This window comes from Chryseobacterium sp. UNC8MFCol, assembly GCF_000482305.1.
Lineage (GTDB): Bacteria > Bacteroidota > Bacteroidia > Flavobacteriales > Weeksellaceae > Chryseobacterium > Chryseobacterium indologenes.
Window position 1 is genome coordinate 123,354 of record NZ_KI535293.1, and the last position, 17,765, is coordinate 141,118.

Below are 17,765 nucleotides of genomic sequence, written 5' to 3' on the forward strand. Positions count from 1 at the left end.
TTTGCACTCAGAAAACGGTGATTGTAGCTCAGTTGGTTAGAGCGTCGGATTGTGGTTCCGAAGGTCGTGGGTTCGAGACCCATCATTCACCCAAAGAAAGTACACTTTTTGAAAGTGTACTTTTTTATTTTACAATATTTCAAAAAGAAAATAATCTTCTGTTTTCACATTCCAGCGGGAATTTTTTTCATTTTATTTATTCAGATTCTTTATATAAGCACGTAAAAATGGTTTTCTTCAATAGTTTTTAGGGAAGGAGAGGAAATGTTTTTATATTGTGTTACCAAATTAAGAGAAATAATTCTCCATAATCTATCTAGAATTACAACTAATTACTATGAAAAATTTTTTACAGTCATTATTTTATTGTTCATCATAAATCTTACGCACAGTCAATTCGTAAGTCTTATTATAGCAGTTCAACCAGTTCACTTCAATCTGACTTTCATTTTCAGACATAAAAAAAGCATCTTTTTCAGATGCTTGTGTTTTTAGATATTCTTTTTTAAACCTCGTCGTCAGAATCGATTGTGAAAGATCTGCTTTTGAAGTCTTTGTCATGTTTTTCTGAAATTACATCCTCACCCTTTTCGTTAATGATGAAATCTGTGGACTCATTAAACATCTCCTGGAAACTTTTAAAATCCTCCTTATAAAGGTAAATTTTATGCTTCTCGAATGTGGCTTCCCCATTCTCTCCGAAATTCTTTTTACTTTCGGTAATCGTAAGATAATAATCTCCTGCTTTCGTCTCGCGCACATCAAAGAAATAAGTTCTTCTTCCTGCTTTTAACACCTTCGTGAAAATCTCATTTTCATGGCGTTCCTTGTATTCACTCATTGTTAGATATTTTTTAATCTTGTTAAGAACAAATATAAAAGAATTCTTTTAATCACAAAATTTTTTTTATGATTTATTTAACAATTGAGAATGAAACGGCTAAGCAGTTACAGAATTGGCAATTTCTGTAAGGTTGATGATTTGGTCAGCCTTTTGAGCGCTAGACTCTCTGTGTGTGATAATTATGGACGTCGCATTGCTGATTTTCCGGTCTATATTTTCAAGAATATTCTGTTCTGTCTCGGTATCTAAAGCAGACAAAGAATCATCAAAAATTATGATATTCGGGTCTTTAATTAAGGCCCTTGCAATACAAATTCTTTGCTTTTGACCTCCCGAAAGCATCACCCCGCGTTCACCTACCAGTGTTTTATATTGCTCTTTAAATTCAACAATATTTTTATGAACATCTGCAATGCGGGCATATTCTACTACCTTTTCGTGAGAAGGATGGTCAATGGCAAATCCGATATTATTTTCAATAGAATCGGAGAATAAATAGCTTTCCTGAGGAATATATCCTATGAAGTTCCTGTAATTGGTAAGATTATGTTCTTTCAGGTTTTTGCCGTCAATTAAGATTTCCCCTTCTGTAGGATCTATTAATCTGCATAAAAGCAAAGCTACAGTAGACTTTCCGCTTCCGGTTTTCCCCATTATAGCCAAAGATTCTCCAGCTTTGATCTTAAAACTCAGGTTTTGCAGAGCCTTGATCCCTGTATTAGGGTATACATAAGAAACGTTTCTGAATTCAATTTCTCCTTGGATAGGATAATTTTCAAAATTGGTATTAATAATTTCTGATTTTTTATCCATGAACTCATTGATCCTTTGCATGGATGCTTCAGCCCTCTGGTTAACGGAAGTTACCCAGCCTACCATGGAGAACGGGAAAATCAATGTATTGATATACATGAAGAAATCTGCAATCTTGCCGATACTTAATTCTCCTGCAATATATTTTTGACCGCCTATTAAAATCACGGCCACGTTCAAAAGTCCGATTACAAATAAAATAATGGTAAAGAAATAGGCTTCTGTTTTCGCAAGATCCAGAGCTTTGTTCTGGTAATCAGTCACTTTTACACCATAGTTTTTCTCAATATATTTTTCACGTGCAAAAAACTTTACCACACGGATTCCGGAAAAACTGTCCTGAACGAAAGTTGAAATAGCAGACTGACTTTTCTGCATGATTTTCGACTTCTTATTAATGATCGAACTGACTTTATATATTGCATAGGATAAAACCGGAAGTGGCAGCAATGTCCATAAAGTCATTGAAGCATCCGTCTTCACCATATAAATAGCTGTGATCAATACCAGAACAATAAGGTTGGCCACATACATGACACCAGGTCCGAGATACATTCTTACCGCCACTACATCTTCACTGAGCCTGTTCATCAGATCACCGATAGTGGTTTGTTTATAATCCGTCAAAGATAAATCCTGATAGTGCCTGTAAATCTTGTTTTTCAGTTCATATTCAATTCTTCTTGAAGCTACAATGATCGTTTGTCTCATCATAAAAGTAAAGAATCCCGTGAGAAGTGAGCATCCCACAATGATCGCAACATAAATAAGTACCTGCTGATTGAAACCAAGATTTCCGCTTTTTGTAAGCTCATCAACAGATTTACCTACAAACTGAACTTTATAAATATTAAAAAAATTACTGGCAATGATAAATAGTACTCCCCAAAACAATAATATTTTGTGTTTCCAAAAATAAGGGTTTAAGGTTTTTAGAGCTTTCATATAGTTTGACAAAATTACAAAAATGTCATCACACTACGAATTTCATCAATTTTAAATTTTGTATCTTTGCACTCATAAAAAAGCTCTTTGAATGTTAGGAAGACGACAAATCCGTGAAAAAGTAGTACAAACAGTGTATTCTTACTATCAGAATCCTGTAAAGTTTGATGTTTTAGAGAAAAATATGTTCTCTGGTATAGAGAAAATCTATTATCTCTATATTTATCAGCTTAATTTTTTGGTGGGCCTGAAAGATCTGGCGGAACACCAGATTGAAATCGGGAAGAATAAATATCTTAAAACCGATGCTGATATTAATCCTAACCAAAAATTCATCAACAATCAGGTATTGCGAAAACTGGAAGAAAATCCGGAGAGATTATTTTTCACAGGTCAGCATAAACAATTGAAATGGGATATGCACGATGATTTATTGGTGAAAACTTTCCAAAGAATCACTGCTGGAAAGCGTTATCAGGATTTCATGAAAGAAGAAGGCTATTCTTTTGAAGAAGATCAGAAATTTATCGGAAAACTATTTTTAAGATATATTGCTGAGAACGAAGATTTTCATGATTATCTTGGAGATAAAGAACTTTCATGGTATGATGATATCCACATTGCCAATTCCATGGTACAGAAAACAATCGGTTTCTTGAGAGAAGATGAAGAAAGCAGAACTTTAATCAAAATGATTAAAGATGAAGAGGATAAAACTTTCGCAGCAAAATTGTTGAAAGATACTTTGAACAATTGGGAAAACAATGAGAAAAAGCTGGAAGAAAGACTTGAAAACTGGGATCTTGAAAGAGTTTCTCTCATGGATAAAGTTATTTTGTCTACTGCCATTGCAGAACTTGATAACTTTGCGTTTACCCCTTCAAGAGTTATTATTAATGAATATATTGAAATTGCAAAAGTATTTGCTACAGACCGTTCCAATATTTTCATTAATGGTATTTTAGATAAATATTGTAAAGATCAAAATAGAATATAAAATGAAAAAGACGTTATCAATTATCGCCTTATCTATCATAGGCTTTGGTTTAGTTTCATGTAAAAAAGAAAACAAAGAAACTCAAAGTGCTGAAGCTATCGCTACAGATTCTACAGCTGCCGCTCCGGCAATTACAGATTCTGCAGCCGCACCAGTAGCAGGGGAGACTGCCGCTGCACCGGTTTCTAACGAACCATCTACTTCTATCGCTTTATCGGAAAGCAATTTCGATTTTGGAAAAATTAAAAAAGGAGATAAAGTTCAGCACGTGTATGAAGTAACCAACACAGGTAAGAATCCTTTAGTAATTTCTGAAGTAAAACCTGGATGCGGATGTACTGCCCCTGACTTTACAAAAGAGCCGATCATGCCTGGTAAAAAAGGTAAAATCACTTTACATTTTGATTCTACAAACTTCGACGGTAATGTTCAGAAATATGCAGATGTTTTTGCCAATGTAGAAAAGGCTCCTATTAAATTAACGTTCACTGCGAACATTCAACCATAATTTTAAAAATATGTTGACATTATTTTTACAAGCCCAGCCAGGAGGATCTTCATCTATGATGCTGATCATGATGGGGGTAATGTTTGTAGGGTTTTATTTCCTGATGATCAGACCTCAGATGAGAAAACAAAAGCAGGAAAAAAACTTTCAGGAGAACCTTAAAGTAGGCACGAGAGTAGTCCTTACATCAGGTCTTCACGGAAGAATAGCTCAGGTTCAGGATGATGGTTTCGTAATTGAAACATTATCAGGAAAACTGAAATTTGAAAAAGCAGCGGTTTCAAGAGAAATGACAGAATCGCGTTTTGGAGATAAAACAAAAGCTGCTGATAAAAAAGAAACAGAAACTGAAGAAAAAAAATAATTCGGTTTGAAAATATTGAGTTGCGGCGGGTGAACGAAGTTCACCCGCCGCAACCTTTTTATATGCTTTGCTCCATAATTAATAAAAATACGGATAACCTATCAATTCCTGATTGGGTAGTGCTCGAAATCATTTGTGCTTATTTGAGAAAACATTAGTGAAATTAGCGGTAATAAAAATTATCTTTGCCGTATGAATCAAAACACAGGCAAAACGGTTCTCATTTTAGGAGCTAATTCAGACGTAGCAAAACAATGTATCATCCAATACCTTGAAAAGGGCTTTTCTGTGATCGCTGCTTCCAGAAATACAACATCACTCGAGGATTTTATGGTGTCAGATAATCTGAATCAGGATAAAGTAATGGTTTTATATTTTGATGCTGCGGATTTTGATTCACATCGGAAATTGTATGCTGATCTTCCTGTAAAACCTCATATTGTTGTCTATGCAGCAGGTTTTTTAGTAGATAATCACAGTGCATTAACCGATTTCCGAGGAGCAAAACAAATGATGGAAGTCAATTATATGGGCGCAGTATCTGTCCTGAATATTATTGCCATGGATGAAAGCAATAAAAATCTCGAAAGGATTGTAGGGCTCTCTTCATTATCCGGAGTAAGAGGAAGGAAAAGTAATTTTGTGTATGGAAGCACAAAGGCCGCTTTTACACAATATCTTGCCGGATTGAGACAGGAACTTTCAGCCCGGAAAATAATTGTCAATGCTCTGGTAATTGGGTATATCAGAACAAAAATTAATGACGGACTGCAACTGAACGAGTCCCTGATTATGGAACCTGATTACGTGGCAAAATTTATCGTCAATGCGGGAAATTCTTTTACCATTGTTCCAAATTTTAAATGGAAGATCATTTACCATATTTTAAGGCTTTTACCTGAAAGTCTGGTCGCAAAACTCCCATAGTTTGTACCCTAATTAAATACTTTTGTAAAAAATATTTTGAACACATCTGGTTAATTATCACTTTTATGTGTATAAGTTCCGATAAAACGAAAGTTCGGTACCTTTTTTGTAATAGTCAGAACCGAAATTATTTCTTTACGTAAGATGTAATTCCGAATGATCATTGAGTAATGTTGAACCCTTCTGTTTAGCAATCAATCTATTTCTGTGTTTTTAAAACATTTTACTTTACCTCCGGGCAGGTAAGGCATCGTTTCTTTTGGGTATAGATCATTTTACACAATTTCATTGGGAATTCATACATGGTGAAGAGTCTGAAATTCAAATTAAAAACACTTAAATAGTACAATACAAATGGACAATCTGCAATTGAACAACATTCAGCAACATTGGGACACTTTAATCGCTTCTGCCATTTCATGGGCTCCACGAATTTTTACGGCAGTAGTTTCTGCGGTATTGATTTACCTGATAGGTTCGTGGATGATCAGAATGATTAAAAAACTTGTTGAAAAAGCTTTTAAAAAGCGTAATATGGAAGCTTCTTTACAGCTTTTCCTTTTAAATATTATCAACTGGGGACTTAATATTCTGCTTTTCATCGTGGTAGTTACGCAATTGGGAGTACAGACTTCAGCATTCGTAGCGATGATTGGTGCTGCCGGTCTGGCCGTAGGTCTTGCTTTACAGGGATCACTGACAAATTTTGCAGGGGGAATACTTATTCTTTTACTAAAACCATTTAAGATCGGAGATTTTATTTCTACTAATTCCGGAGTATCAGGAACGGTACAGGCAATTGATATCTTCCATACCAAACTGATTACTCCCCAGAATCATTTAATTGTTATTCCTAACGGAGTCGTTTCAAATAACAGCATTACCAACTTTACACAACTGGGAATACGAAGAACAGCACTTGATATAGGGGTTGCTTACGATGCAGACCTTAGAAAAACAAAGGACCTTTTATTGGATGTTATAAAAAATAATCAATATGCCCTTGCTACACCGGCACCGCAGGTAGTAGTGACTGAGCTTGGGGACAGTGCCGTAAATTTATCAATAAGAGTAAGTGCTACAGCTGCTGATTTCTGGACAATGAATGAAGAACTGATTATCAGTTGTAAAGAAGCCCTTGATCAGGCCGGAATCGGAATTCCTTTTCCACAAAGAGATGTGCACGTTTACAACCAGTAACGGTATTTTAATATGATCATAAAAATCCTGCATTGAGATCATGCAGGATTTTTTTATTACTTATTTCATAGATTATTAATGCTTTGATAGTACTGAACGTTAATCAATGTTCTGAAGCAGTTCCAATGCTTTCATCATATCAATCCCCTTTCCCAGCACAGGTTTGAATAAATCTCCTTTCTCTTTAATTCTTTCCAGGCTGTTATGAATATTATAGTCTGCAGGTCTGATACCCGGCTTAAGTTCTTCCCAATCTAAAGGCATGGAAACCGAAGCCCCTTCTTTGGGTCTTAGACTGTAAGCACTGGCTAATGTCTGTCCTGTCCTGTTTTGGAGGTAGTCAAGGTATATTTTATTGGAGTCTCTTTTCTGTAAACTCCTTTCAAGTGTTGTAATTTTCGGAAGTCTTTCATTCACCTGTTTCATGAGAATGTGTGCAAAATCTTTTACCTGATCAAAGTCATAATTCCCTCCCATCGGGATATAGATGTGAATTCCTGTGCTTCCGGAAGTTTTGCAGTATCCCTTTATTTTTATAGAATTTAATACTTCGTTGACCTGGAGAGCTGTTTCAATCACATTATCAAATGTGTTTTTTTTCGACGGATCCAAATCTAAAACGAGATAATCAGGGTGCTCCAGATCAGGCAACGAGCTGTTCCAGGGGTTAAGATCAATACATCCAAGGTTATTCAGATAGGCCAAAGTAGCCTTATCATTACAATATATATAATCAATGTATTTGTCATTCGATTCGGAATACACCTGAGTCGTTTTGATCCAGTCAGGAATATGCTCACCCGCATCTTTTTGATAAAAGCTTTGTTCTTCAATTCCATTAGGAAAACGATTGAGAGAAAGTGGTCTGTTTTTCAAATGTGGTAAAATATAGGTAGCAACCGATTGATAATAGGCAATTACATCTCCTTTTGTAATACCGTCTTTTGGGAAATAAACTTTATCCTGATTGGTCAGTTTGACGATATGTTTGTTTAAAGTGATTTCCTTCTCTTTTTCATGAGTTTCTGCTTTTTTTGAAGAAGTTTTAGCTTTCATATTTTTAAATTTTTCGGTGTGTTCATGTACAGTATTTACAATATCCTCCGGTTCTTTGTCCTCTCGTATCGCTATAAAAACAGGATGTCTGTAGATACCGTCTTTTGTAATTTCAGAGTATTTTATTTCGCAAACCAGTTCCGGTTTAATCCACGTAACAGGCATATTGGTTTTCGGAATGGTTTCAAAAGGTGAAGTTTTCATGATGAGTGGATGAAGCCTCTCATAAAGTTCCTGAAGCGAATTGTTGTTGAATCCTGTTCCGGTATGTCCGCAATAGGTCAGTCTGCCATCAATATAATTCCCCAGGATCAACGCACCAAAGCTTTTTCTTGAACCTCGTGGCTCGGTAAATCCACAAATAATGGCTTCCTCCGTATTGGTAAATTTAATTTTAAGCCAGTCACTGGTTCTATGGTTTTCTACATACAGGCTGTCTGCACGCTTGGCAATCATTCCTTCCAGTTGCATTTTTTTCATTTGTTCAAAGAAGTCAATCCCTTTTTCAGGAATATGATCACAATATTTAATAACATCGGTTTCCACCAGTGCTTCTTTCAATAATTCTTTACGTTGAAGTAAAGGAAGTTCTTCCGTAGAATGGCCGTTTAGCCATAAAATATCAAAAACCTGGTAAACAAGTGCCAGGCCGGGATTATCCCCAATTTGCTGTAAAAGCTGGAAATTTGGTCGCCCTTCATGATCATAGGCCACCACCTCACCATCAAGGATCATTTGATATTTCTGCCGGTCAAAATCAGTGGTAATGATTTTAAATTTTGATAAAAACGAAATGCCGTTGCGGGAGTAGAAGAGTGGTTGTTTGTGGCTTAAGTCTGCAATGGCACGGTAACCATCCCATTTTATTTCGAAAACCCAGTCTTTATCATTAAAGGCTTCGCCGGAAAGTTTAGCCAGCATAGGCTGAATATAGTTTGTTACTTTTTTTTCACTGCCTAAATCATTGAATTTCCTGAATTTTTTCTCAGATACTACAACTTCTTTTTTTTGCTTGTTTTTAGGCTTTTTTTTTCCTCCAGAAATTTTGTGACCAATGATTTTGGTGAAGTGTTTTCTTCTGCATCATACGGACTTTCTGCAAACTCATCCTTATGTTTGATAAGCAGCCAGGCATTATTTTCACTGTTTTTCATTTTAACCAGAGCAAATTCACCTTTGAGCTTTTTGCCATGGAGAACAAACTTTAAAGATCCCGCATGCAATTCTTTCAACAGCTCTTTTTCATCAGAGAGTTTAGAATTTTCATCTAAAGGTTCGTAAGTTCCGCTATCCCATACTTCTACCTGGCCGGCACCATAGTTTCCTTCGGGAATATTTCCTTCAAAATCTTTATAATCATAAGGATGATCTTCTACCATCATGGCAAGACGTTTATCGTTTGGATCTAATGATGGGCCTTTGGGAACCGCCCAGCTTTTCAGTACTCCTTCCATTTCCAGTCTGAAATCATAATGAAGTCGGGTAGCAGCATGCCTTTGAATCACAAAAATCAGTTTATTTTTGCTCTTCTTTGTTTTTCCTTTAGGTTCAGAAGTTTCATCGAACTTCCGTTTCTGTTGATAATCTTTCAGAGCCATTATGATGCGGATTTAGATTTGGAACTGCTTAAGCTGGCCTTCAGTTGCGCCATCAGGTCAATTACTTTACCCTCTTTTGCAGGCTCTGCTTTTTTAGCTTTTACATTTTTACCTTTCGCTTTCTGTTTAATGATTTTCATCAGTTCATCAGAATAAGTATCTTTATATAGGGCAGGATCAAATTCCTGAGAAAGTTGTTTGATAAGACTGACTGCCATTTTGAGCTCTGCCGGTTTAGGTGCTTTCTGTGCGGGTAGCTTTAAATCTGTGTAATCTCTGATTTCCTGATCAAATCTGAGACGATTCAGAACCAGGATATTATCTTTATATGGTCGAATCATACCGATGGTTTCCGTTTCCCGGAGTACAAAAGTTCCGATTCCTACCATTTGGGTTTCTTCAAGAGCTTTTAACAGGAGTCTGTAAGCGTTTTCCCCATTTTTCTGAGGCTCCAGATAATAAGGTGTTTCAAAATAGACGCTGTCTACTTCCGATTCTTTTACAAACTGATCGATAGAAAGTATTTTTGTTTTTTCAGGGCTTGCAGCTGCATAATCCTCTTCATCAAGGACGATATATTTATCATCCATAAGAAAACCTTTGACAATATTTTCCCATTTTACTTCTTTTCCCGTATTCTCGTTTACACGCTTGAACCGGATATTGGAAAAATCGGATTTATCAAGCATGTCTAGGTCCAGTTTTGTGGTTTCAGTAGCAGAGTAAATCTTCACGGGAATATTTACTAAACCGAAGCCAATGGCGCCATTCCATATTGCTTTCATTGTCTTACGTTTTTAAAAATCAATCAATTAATATGCCGTGACAGGTTTTTGTGGTATCTTTAGCAGGCTTTGTTGTCAAATGACAATTGTTTTTGTCAGCGAGTTTTATACCTTTATATATCGGATTCACGGGTAAAATAATATGGAAGAACTTTTTAGTTACATCAAAAAATTCGGATTACTGAATGAAAGTGATCAGCTCCTGATTGCAGCAGGAATTCAGGAAATCAAAATACGGAAGGGCGAGACTTTTGTAGAAGCCGGAAAACCCAGCCAAAGGATTGCTTTTGTAAAAGATGGAGTATTCCGTTCACTATATTATAACAAGCAGGGAGATGACTTTACCCGCTATTTTATCTATGAAGGTCGCTTTATCGGGGATTTTCAGGGGTTTACCGATCAGCTGCCGGCTCATGAGGATATAGAGGCGATTACCGATGCTGTTTTACTCGTGATTGATCTTAAACATTTCAAAGTTTTGGAAGAAAAAATTAGTGTATGGCCGGTACTTTTTGCGAGAATTCATGCGTTTGTCGCAGAGAATAAACTCAAGGTAGCGAGCATTATGCTCAATCAGGATGCAAAAGCACGGTATATTCACTTTTTAAATCATTACCCCGGATTGGCAAACAGAGTTCCGCAATCGATGCTGGCTTCCTATCTTGGAGTGACACCTTCATCACTGAGCAGGATCAGAAGAAATATTAATGAGTAGAATAAAGAGGCAAGAGGCAAGAGTCAAGAGTCAAGAGTCAAGAGCCAAGAGTCAAGAGGCAAGAGGCGCAGTAAAAAATAGATCTATATTAAATAAAAAAAATGCAATAGGAACGGGCTTTAGACCGTTGTGTCTTTTAAAACTTAAAACAATGTCTCTAGGGTGAAAATTGGCTTTAGATTGATTAATATCTGATTAATATCTATATGATGCATTTTTAGCAATACGTTTTTGTCAATTGACAATGGCCTTCGTTTCAAAGAGTCATAGCTTTGTCTCATAAAATTTAAAATATGGATATCGTATTAGGATTGCAGTGGGGTGATGAAGGAAAAGGGAAATTTATTGACCTGATCAGTGAAAACTATGACATTACAGCCCGTTTCAACGGAGGATCGAATGCAGGGCACAGCATAGAACGAAACGGAAAGAGAATTACCCTTAAAATGATCCCTTCCGGGATTTTTATGAACAGAGTACAGAATGTGATCGGTACGGGAACTGTTCTGGATCCTGTAAGCTTTAAAAAGGAAATACTCAACCTTCAATTATTTGATGCCTCCCTACAACCGGAAAACAATATCATTATTTCCAGAAAGGCACATTTTGTATTGCCAACACACAAGCTTCTTGATGTTTTCATGGAGGAAAATCCCGATTTTACTACTATAGGAACTACAAAAAATGGAATTGCACAGGCGTATTCCAATAAAATTTTAAGACAGAACCTGAGAATAGAGGATATGTATGCTCCCGATTTTAAAAGCAGGGCCCGATACATCATCGAAAGAGATTATAAGATGCTGGCTGCCGGAAAGATGACTTTACCAATATTGGAAGAAATTACAGAGGAATTTCTGGATGCAGTAGATTTCCTGAAAAGATTCAGGTGTACGGAAACGGAAATCTATCTGAATAATGCTTTATCAGAAGGAAAAACAATATTAGCCGAAGGTTCACAGGCCGCTATGCTGGATATCGATCACGGGACTTATCCTTATGTAACCTCTTCTTCTACCACCGCAGCTGGTGCATGCAGCGGACTGGGGATTTCACCGAAAAAAATGGGAGAAATCTATGGGATAGCAAAAGCATATTGTACTAGAGTAGGAAACGGAGCATTCCCAACTGAACTTTTTGACGAGTTAGGAGATGAGATCAGAACGAAAGGAAATGAATTCGGTTCCAATACCGGCCGGCCGAGAAGGACAGGCTGGTTAGATTTACCGGCGTTAAAATATGCTATAATGATTAATGGTGTAACTCAACTGGTTTTAACAAAAGCTGATGTGTTAAGTGGTTTAAAATCTGTTGCTGTCTGCACTCATTACGAATCGGAGGACGGAACACTTGAAACGGTTTCCGGTACTCTTTCTGAAAATACCCGCCCTGTGCTGAAGTGGATGAATGGATGGGAAGCCGATTTTTCTAATATGAAGAATTCTTCGGAACTGCCGGTTGAACTCACTGAGTTTTTATCTTTCCTGGAAGCTGAGCTGGGTATTCCTGTATCGTATTTGTCCACAGGCCCGGGAAGAGAGCAGATGTTGAAAATGAAATGATCTGCTGAGGATTATCACTGATCTTCAGATGGAATTTTATTTTTTATATACTGGAATTTTGAAGTTGTAATAATTCCAATGGTAGCATCGGTTGAATACTTCTTTGAAACAATAATGTATTTATTTTCCTCATAACAATGTTGAATAACTTCAATAGGAATTGACTCATTATTTTCAAAAGTAATATTTCCGGAATACGATTCACAATGAAAACGTCCGGGATCTTCTTCAAATTTTGTGAAAAGGTCGGCACCATCTTCCTGAGCGAAGGGAAATCCGTTGACTTCTACCAGAATAATCTTGTTTTCTTTCAGCATTTTTTGGAAATCATGTTTTATAAGTGCTTTGTTGCCCATAATACAAGCAATACTTAATGGAAAACATAGTCCAAGTATGGATTGGTGTTTTGAAAGCTTTTCTTTAGCGCTATTTATTGTGTTAGGAGGATAGTATAGTACTTTTTTTAATAGTTCCCGTAGTACATATACAGCAATTCCCAAAGCTGATGCATAGCTAATGAAAGAAAGAAGCTGAATGAAGGTTTTCATAATATAAAAAGCGGGGTGTTGGCCCCGCTTTATATTTATGCTTTTAAATCTAATTTTAATTCCAGCTCATCAAGCTGTGTATCAGCAATGGAAGCAGGTGCATCAATCATGACATCACGTCCGGAATTGTTCTTAGGGAATGCGATATAGTCTCTGATTACTTCATTGCCATCCAGAATCGCTACCAGACGGTCAAATCCGAATGCTAAACCACCATGTGGAGGTGCTCCGTACTTAAAGGCATTCATTAAGAATCCAAACTGAGCTTCCGCTTCTTCTTTTGAGAATCCTAACAGGTCAAACATTTTAGACTGAAGGTCTTTGTCAAAAATTCTGATCGATCCGCCCCCGATTTCGTTTCCGTTAAGAACCATATCGTAAGCGTTGGCTCTTACTTTACCCGGATCAGTTTCCAATAAATGGATATCTTCCGGTTTTGGAGAGGTGAAAGGATGGTGCATTGCATGGTATCTTTCAGTATCTTCATCCCATTCCAATAGAGGGAAGTCAATGACCCAAAGTGGTGCAAATTCATTTCCTTTTCTCAATCCTAAACGGTTTCCAAGCTCCATTCTTAACGCAGAAAGCTGAGCTCTTACTTTATTTTCATTTCCGGAAAGAATCAACATTAAGTCGCCTTCTTTGGCCCCAAATTTTTCGATGATTTTTGCCAGATCCTCCTCGTTGTAGAATTTGTTTACTGATGAGGTTTTCACTCCATCATTCTGGAATTTTGCCCAAATCAATCCTGAAGCACCAACCTGTGGACGTTTTACCCAGTCTACAAGTTCGTCAATCTGCTTTCTCGTATAGTCTGCACATCCTTCCACATTGATTCCCACTACTAATTCTGCATCATCAAATATTTTGAAGTCTTTTCCTTTTACCAGTTCATTAAGTTCCACAAACTCCATTCCGAAACGGATATCCGGTTTGTCGTTTCCGTATTTCCTCATCGCATCTGCGAAAGTCATTCTTGGGAAAGCACCGAATTCCTGACCTGTAATATCCTTTAAAAGAGTTTGGGTCATTCCTTCAAAAACGTTCATGATATCTTCCTGCTCTACAAAAGCCATTTCACAGTCGATCTGTGTAAATTCCGGCTGTCTGTCGGCTCTTAAATCTTCATCACGGAAACATTTTACAATCTGGAAATACTTATCCATACCGCCTACCATCAAGAGCTGTTTGAAGGTTTGTGGAGATTGTGGCAGTGCATAAAACTGTCCCGGGTTCATTCTGCTTGGAACCACAAAGTCCCTTGCCCCTTCCGGAGTAGATTTGATCAGAACAGGAGTTTCCACTTCAATAAATCCTTCTTCAGATAAGTAGTTTCTTACTTTCTGTGCCATTTTGTGACGGAAAATCAGTTTATCTTTTACCGGATTTCTTCTGATATCCAGATAACGGTACTTCATTCTTAATTCTTCACCACCATCTGTTTCATCTTCAATAGTGAAAGGAGGCAATTGTGACTCATTCAGAATCGTTAATTTTTCTACTAAAAGCTCAATTTCTCCCGTTGGAATATTGGGATTCTTGCTTACTCTTTCAATGACTTTTCCGGTAGCCTGAATCACAAACTCACGGCCTAATTTCTTTGCTTCTTCCATCAACTGAGCAGAAGAACGGTCCTGGTCAAACACCAGTTGGGTAATTCCGTAACGATCTCGAAGATCTACCCAAATCATAAATCCTTTATCACGGATAGTCTGTACCCATCCTGATAGTGTAACTTCTTCATTCAGATTCTTTAGAGATAATTCTCCGTTGGTGTGTGATCGAAACATAATTATTTGTTTAAAATTCAATATTTAAGGCTCTGCTTCAAGCCTTTATTTTTTCGTTGGCAAAGATAAGATTTTTAGAGGTTTTATAAACAAAAAAACTTCCTTTCGGAAGTTGATAAATTGTATTTTGTGAGTTTTTAATCTCTTTTAGCGCCTTTTTCAATAAGTAATTGAGCTATTTCAACTCTTTTTGAATCCTCTGCGATTTTGAGTGCGGTATCCGTCTGACATTTTTTATTAATGTCGACTTTGCTATTCAGTAAAAAATTGACAATCGTCTTTTTTCCGTTTAAAGCACTGTAGGCAAGCGGAGTGAACGATTCATATCCGAGACTAAAACATTTGTTGTAATCGCCGGGTGCAAAATGCTTTTTAAATGTTGCGATATTATCAGTGGCAATAGCCTTCAACTTTTCCTGAGTCAGTTTCTGAGCAGAAAGCATGTTGGCAGATGCTAAAATTCCAAATAGAAAAATTGTAGAGGTTATTTTTTTCATAAGAATTACTTTTAAGAATATACAAATCTAAATTAAATTTTATTATCAATTGCTAAGTTTTTATAATAATTGGATTTGTATTTTTGGGATTATATAAATTATTGAGAAAAGAATGTCAAAATATATTGATTTTTTAAAAAAAGCATTTAGTGGGGAAGAAACCGATTTTACGAAAGTAAATATCAGAAGTGCAGTTCTTCTTTTAGCTATTCCTATGATGCTGGAAATGGCAATGGAGTCGGTATTTGCATTGGTAGACCTGTATTTTGTAGGGCATTTAAAAGAGAGCGGTTTTGCTATTCAGACCGTTGGGCTTACAGAATCTGTTCTTTCTATTATGTATTCAATCGCCATTGGGATGAGTATGGCAGCTACCGCTTTGGTTGCCCGGAGAATTGGTGAGAAAAATCCGGAACAGGCTTCCCGGAGTGCTGCCCAGGTGTTATTGGTTTCGTTTGCTATCACTTTTATATTGAGTTTACTGGGCGTATTGTATGCAGAAGAAATTTTGATTCTCATGGGATCAAGACCGGAAGCGGCTGCTTATGGAAAGAACTTTACGAGAATTATGATGGGAAGCAGCACGATTATTATGCTTTTGTTTTTAATTAACGGGATTTTCAGAGGAGCAGGAAATGCCATGATTGCAATGAAGAGCTTATGGATTGCCAATATAGCCAATATCATTCTGTGTCCGGTTCTGCTCAAAGGACTTGGCCCGGTTCCGGCTCTGGGACTTACGGGAGCTGCATTGGCTACTACAATAGGAAGAAGTGTAGGAGTGATCTATCAACTGTATCATCTCCTGATAGCGGATACACAGATTCGTATGAAACCCGATTATTTTAAGCCTTATTTCAGCTTAATAAAATCTATTGTAAAGATTGCCACTCCGGGAATTTTTCAGTTTGTGATAGCGTCATGCAGCTGGATCTTTCTTGCAGAACTGGTGGCTACTACCGGAGGAGAAAATGCTTCTGCCGGCTATCAAACGGCTTTACGGTTGATGATGTTCTTTATGCTCCCGGCATGGGGGCTAAGTAATGCTGCGTCTACGCTGGTAGGCCAAAATATGGGAGCTAACGAAATGTTTCGTGCAGAGCAGTCTGTAATGAAAACAGTGAAGTATAATGTGATTTTTATGTTGATTGTCAGCTTGATATTTATTTTTATGGGTAATTTTTTGGTAAGTTTCTTTACTCAGGAAGCGGAGATCAAGGATTTTGCCAAAAGTGCTCTTTATATTATGAGTACGGGATTTATTTTCTATGGAATAGGAATGGTTATGATCAATGCATTCAACGGAGCCGGAGATACGTGGACCCCGACATGGGTGAACCTCTTTGGATTCTGGTTGTTTCAGATTCCATTGGCTTATTTCCTTTCTAAATATTTGGGGATGGGGCCAAAAGGGGTATTTATCTCTATACCTGCTGCGGAGACATTAATCACGATAATAGCTTTTATTTTGTTTAAAAAAGGAAAATGGAAGACGATTAAAGTGTAAAAGAAAAAGGGAACAGGAAAATGGCAGCGTGGGAAAATAAGGGTGAAATAAAGGATAAGCATTTTTATTGCAAGAGCTTTATTAAACAATATCCAATTAACGACTGACGGAACTTCCATCTTCCTCCTCAATTTATAAAATTTTAACAGCTTCATTTTTTGGATTTTAAAAGCATATTTTTTAAATTCGTAAGAACAACAAAATACATATTACTATGGGAAAAGGAGATAAAAAATCAAGAAGAGGAAAAATCAATGCCGGAAGCTACGGAAAAAGAAGACCTAGAAAATCTTCAAAATCGTTTGCTGCATCCGAAGAAAAATCTAAAAAGTAAAAGAAATAAAAAGACCTGAGAAATTTCCCAGGTCTTTTTTTATAACAAATTAAACTAATTATTTTCCAAAAATATTTCCAAGAATGCCGCCTAAGCCACCTCCTTGCTGCTGTTGGTTTCCGCCTCCGCCCAGTACGCTTCCTAAGATATCATTCAAAGGATTTCCTGAAGACTGAGATTGTCCTGCACCGCCTCCCAAGACACTTCCTAAAATGTCATTTAAAGGATTAGACTGTTGTGATTGAGCCTGATTAGAAGCATTTCCAAGGATTCCTCCTAACAGATCTCCCAGACCACCGGCACCAACATTGCTCTGTTGTTTTTGCTGACCGATATAGCCCATTACTAAAGGCGCTAGCATCGCCATAACAGGGCCAATCTTATCAATTGAAATTCCTGTATTTTGTGACAGCTGGTTTTCAACATTACTTTTTTGTCCGCCAAAAACATGGTCAAGAATTGAACCTCCTTCAGCTTGTCTTGCTTCGATTTGTGACGGATCATTCAGAATACTTCCATTATGATCTTTATCTAAAGCATTATTTAAGGCCTCTGCTTCTTTCGCATCCTGAGATTTATTTCTAAGATAAGAAATGATAAGAGGTGTAGCTACTGCCAATAGGGCAATTACCTGATTTTTGCTGATTCCGAATTTGTTTTCAGCCTGTTCTGCAACCTGGTTGCTGGTATTCCCTGTAAGTAGGTCAATTAAACTCATTGTTTGTGTTTGTTTGTATTAAGTGAATCAAAGTTATCAAAAAATATGCCTCACAAA

18 protein-coding genes and 1 tRNA gene are annotated in these 17,765 nt (G+C 37.0%); 10 read left to right on the plus strand and 9 right to left on the minus strand.

What is annotated here, in order from left to right:
• Positions 1-16 precede the first annotated feature (16 nt).
• Positions 17-92 (plus strand) — tRNA-His (locus M030_RS0122490).
• A gap of 413 nt (positions 93-505) precedes the next feature.
• On the opposite strand, the gene M030_RS0122495 is transcribed toward M030_RS0122490, so the two are convergent.
• Positions 506-841: a DUF3276 family protein gene (locus M030_RS0122495; RefSeq protein WP_027375472.1), complete on the minus strand. Its 336-nt coding sequence runs from the start codon at positions 839-841 to the stop codon at positions 506-508.
• 99 nt (positions 842-940) lie between these two features.
• A complete protein-coding gene (locus tag M030_RS0122500) occupies positions 941-2,602 on the minus strand; it encodes an ABC transporter ATP-binding protein (protein ID WP_027375473.1) in 1,662 nt (553 codons plus the stop codon).
• A 91-nt stretch (positions 2,603-2,693) separates the two neighbouring features.
• Between M030_RS0122500 and M030_RS0122505 the strand changes: the two genes are divergently transcribed.
• The 5 genes from M030_RS0122505 (at position 2,694) to M030_RS0122525 (ending at position 6,598) form a co-directional block, all read left to right on the plus strand.
• Positions 2,694-3,599 (plus strand): transcription antitermination protein NusB, encoded by a 906-nt coding sequence (locus M030_RS0122505; RefSeq protein WP_027375474.1) that lies wholly within the window; start codon positions 2,694-2,696, stop codon positions 3,597-3,599.
• Position 3,600: 1 nt separating this feature from the next.
• Positions 3,601-4,107: a DUF1573 domain-containing protein gene (locus M030_RS0122510; protein WP_027375475.1), complete on the plus strand. Its 507-nt coding sequence runs from the start codon at positions 3,601-3,603 to the stop codon at positions 4,105-4,107.
• Between the two features lie 10 nt (positions 4,108-4,117).
• On the plus strand, positions 4,118-4,471 hold the full coding sequence (yajC, locus tag M030_RS0122515) for a preprotein translocase subunit YajC (RefSeq protein WP_027375476.1): 354 nt from the start codon (positions 4,118-4,120) through the stop codon (positions 4,469-4,471).
• Positions 4,472-4,663: 192 nt separating this feature from the next.
• Entirely contained in the window at positions 4,664-5,398 is a 735-nt protein-coding gene (locus tag M030_RS0122520) for an SDR family NAD(P)-dependent oxidoreductase (RefSeq protein ID WP_027375477.1), read from the plus strand.
• Between the two features lie 354 nt (positions 5,399-5,752).
• Entirely contained in the window at positions 5,753-6,598 is an 846-nt protein-coding gene (locus tag M030_RS0122525; RefSeq protein WP_027375478.1) for a mechanosensitive ion channel family protein, read from the plus strand.
• Positions 6,599-6,697: 99 nt separating this feature from the next.
• On the opposite strand, the gene ligD is transcribed toward M030_RS0122525, so the two are convergent.
• The 3 genes from ligD to M030_RS0122540 all read right to left on the minus strand — a co-directional run bounded on the left by ligD (position 6,698) and on the right by M030_RS0122540 (position 10,037).
• Positions 6,698-8,575 carry a DNA ligase D gene (gene ligD, locus M030_RS0122530; RefSeq protein WP_027375479.1) on the minus strand — a complete coding sequence of 626 codons (1,878 nt, stop codon included), beginning with the start codon at positions 8,573-8,575 and terminating at the stop codon, positions 6,698-6,700.
• Between the two features lie 71 nt (positions 8,576-8,646).
• Positions 8,647-9,252 (minus strand): DNA polymerase ligase N-terminal domain-containing protein, encoded by a 606-nt coding sequence (locus M030_RS0122535; RefSeq protein WP_027375480.1) that lies wholly within the window; start codon positions 9,250-9,252, stop codon positions 8,647-8,649.
• Positions 9,252-10,037: a Ku protein gene (locus M030_RS0122540; RefSeq protein ID WP_027375481.1), complete on the minus strand. Its 786-nt coding sequence runs from the start codon at positions 10,035-10,037 to the stop codon at positions 9,252-9,254. The genes M030_RS0122535 and M030_RS0122540 overlap by 1 nt, the downstream gene beginning before the upstream one ends.
• Before the next feature lie 142 nt (positions 10,038-10,179).
• Between M030_RS0122540 and M030_RS0122545 the strand changes: the two genes are divergently transcribed.
• Positions 10,180-10,752 carry a Crp/Fnr family transcriptional regulator gene (locus tag M030_RS0122545; protein WP_027375482.1) on the plus strand — a complete coding sequence of 191 codons (573 nt, stop codon included), beginning with the start codon at positions 10,180-10,182 and terminating at the stop codon, positions 10,750-10,752.
• 293 nt (positions 10,753-11,045) lie between these two features.
• Positions 11,046-12,314, plus strand: a complete 1,269-nt coding sequence (locus M030_RS0122555; RefSeq protein ID WP_027375483.1) for an adenylosuccinate synthase — start codon at positions 11,046-11,048, stop codon at positions 12,312-12,314.
• A 14-nt stretch (positions 12,315-12,328) separates the two neighbouring features.
• Here M030_RS0122555 and M030_RS0122560 read toward each other — a convergent pair whose 3' ends face one another.
• From M030_RS0122560 to M030_RS0122570, 3 genes are all read right to left on the minus strand, one after another.
• Positions 12,329-12,862, minus strand: a complete 534-nt coding sequence (locus tag M030_RS0122560) for a hypothetical protein (protein ID WP_027375484.1) — start codon at positions 12,860-12,862, stop codon at positions 12,329-12,331.
• Between the two features lie 35 nt (positions 12,863-12,897).
• The gene (gene aspS, locus M030_RS0122565; RefSeq protein WP_027375485.1) at positions 12,898-14,652 is read right to left on the minus strand and encodes an aspartate--tRNA ligase; all 1,755 of its coding nucleotides are present in this window, start codon (positions 14,650-14,652) and stop codon (positions 12,898-12,900) included.
• 137 nt (positions 14,653-14,789) lie between these two features.
• The gene (locus tag M030_RS0122570) at positions 14,790-15,149 is read right to left on the minus strand and encodes an ankyrin repeat domain-containing protein (RefSeq protein ID WP_027375486.1); all 360 of its coding nucleotides are present in this window, start codon (positions 15,147-15,149) and stop codon (positions 14,790-14,792) included.
• Positions 15,150-15,261: 112 nt separating this feature from the next.
• Here M030_RS0122570 and M030_RS0122575 point away from each other — a divergent pair, with 112 nt between their 5' ends.
• Together M030_RS0122575 and M030_RS25340 are read left to right on the plus strand one after the other, a co-directional pair.
• Positions 15,262-16,656: an MATE family efflux transporter gene (locus M030_RS0122575; protein ID WP_027375487.1), complete on the plus strand. Its 1,395-nt coding sequence runs from the start codon at positions 15,262-15,264 to the stop codon at positions 16,654-16,656.
• A 214-nt stretch (positions 16,657-16,870) separates the two neighbouring features.
• Positions 16,871-16,990 (plus strand): 30S ribosomal protein THX, encoded by a 120-nt coding sequence (locus M030_RS25340; protein ID WP_081806368.1) that lies wholly within the window; start codon positions 16,871-16,873, stop codon positions 16,988-16,990.
• A 58-nt stretch (positions 16,991-17,048) separates the two neighbouring features.
• On the opposite strand, the gene M030_RS0122585 is transcribed toward M030_RS25340, so the two are convergent.
• Positions 17,049-17,708: a DUF937 domain-containing protein gene (locus M030_RS0122585; protein WP_027375488.1), complete on the minus strand. Its 660-nt coding sequence runs from the start codon at positions 17,706-17,708 to the stop codon at positions 17,049-17,051.
• Positions 17,709-17,765 lie beyond the last annotated feature (57 nt).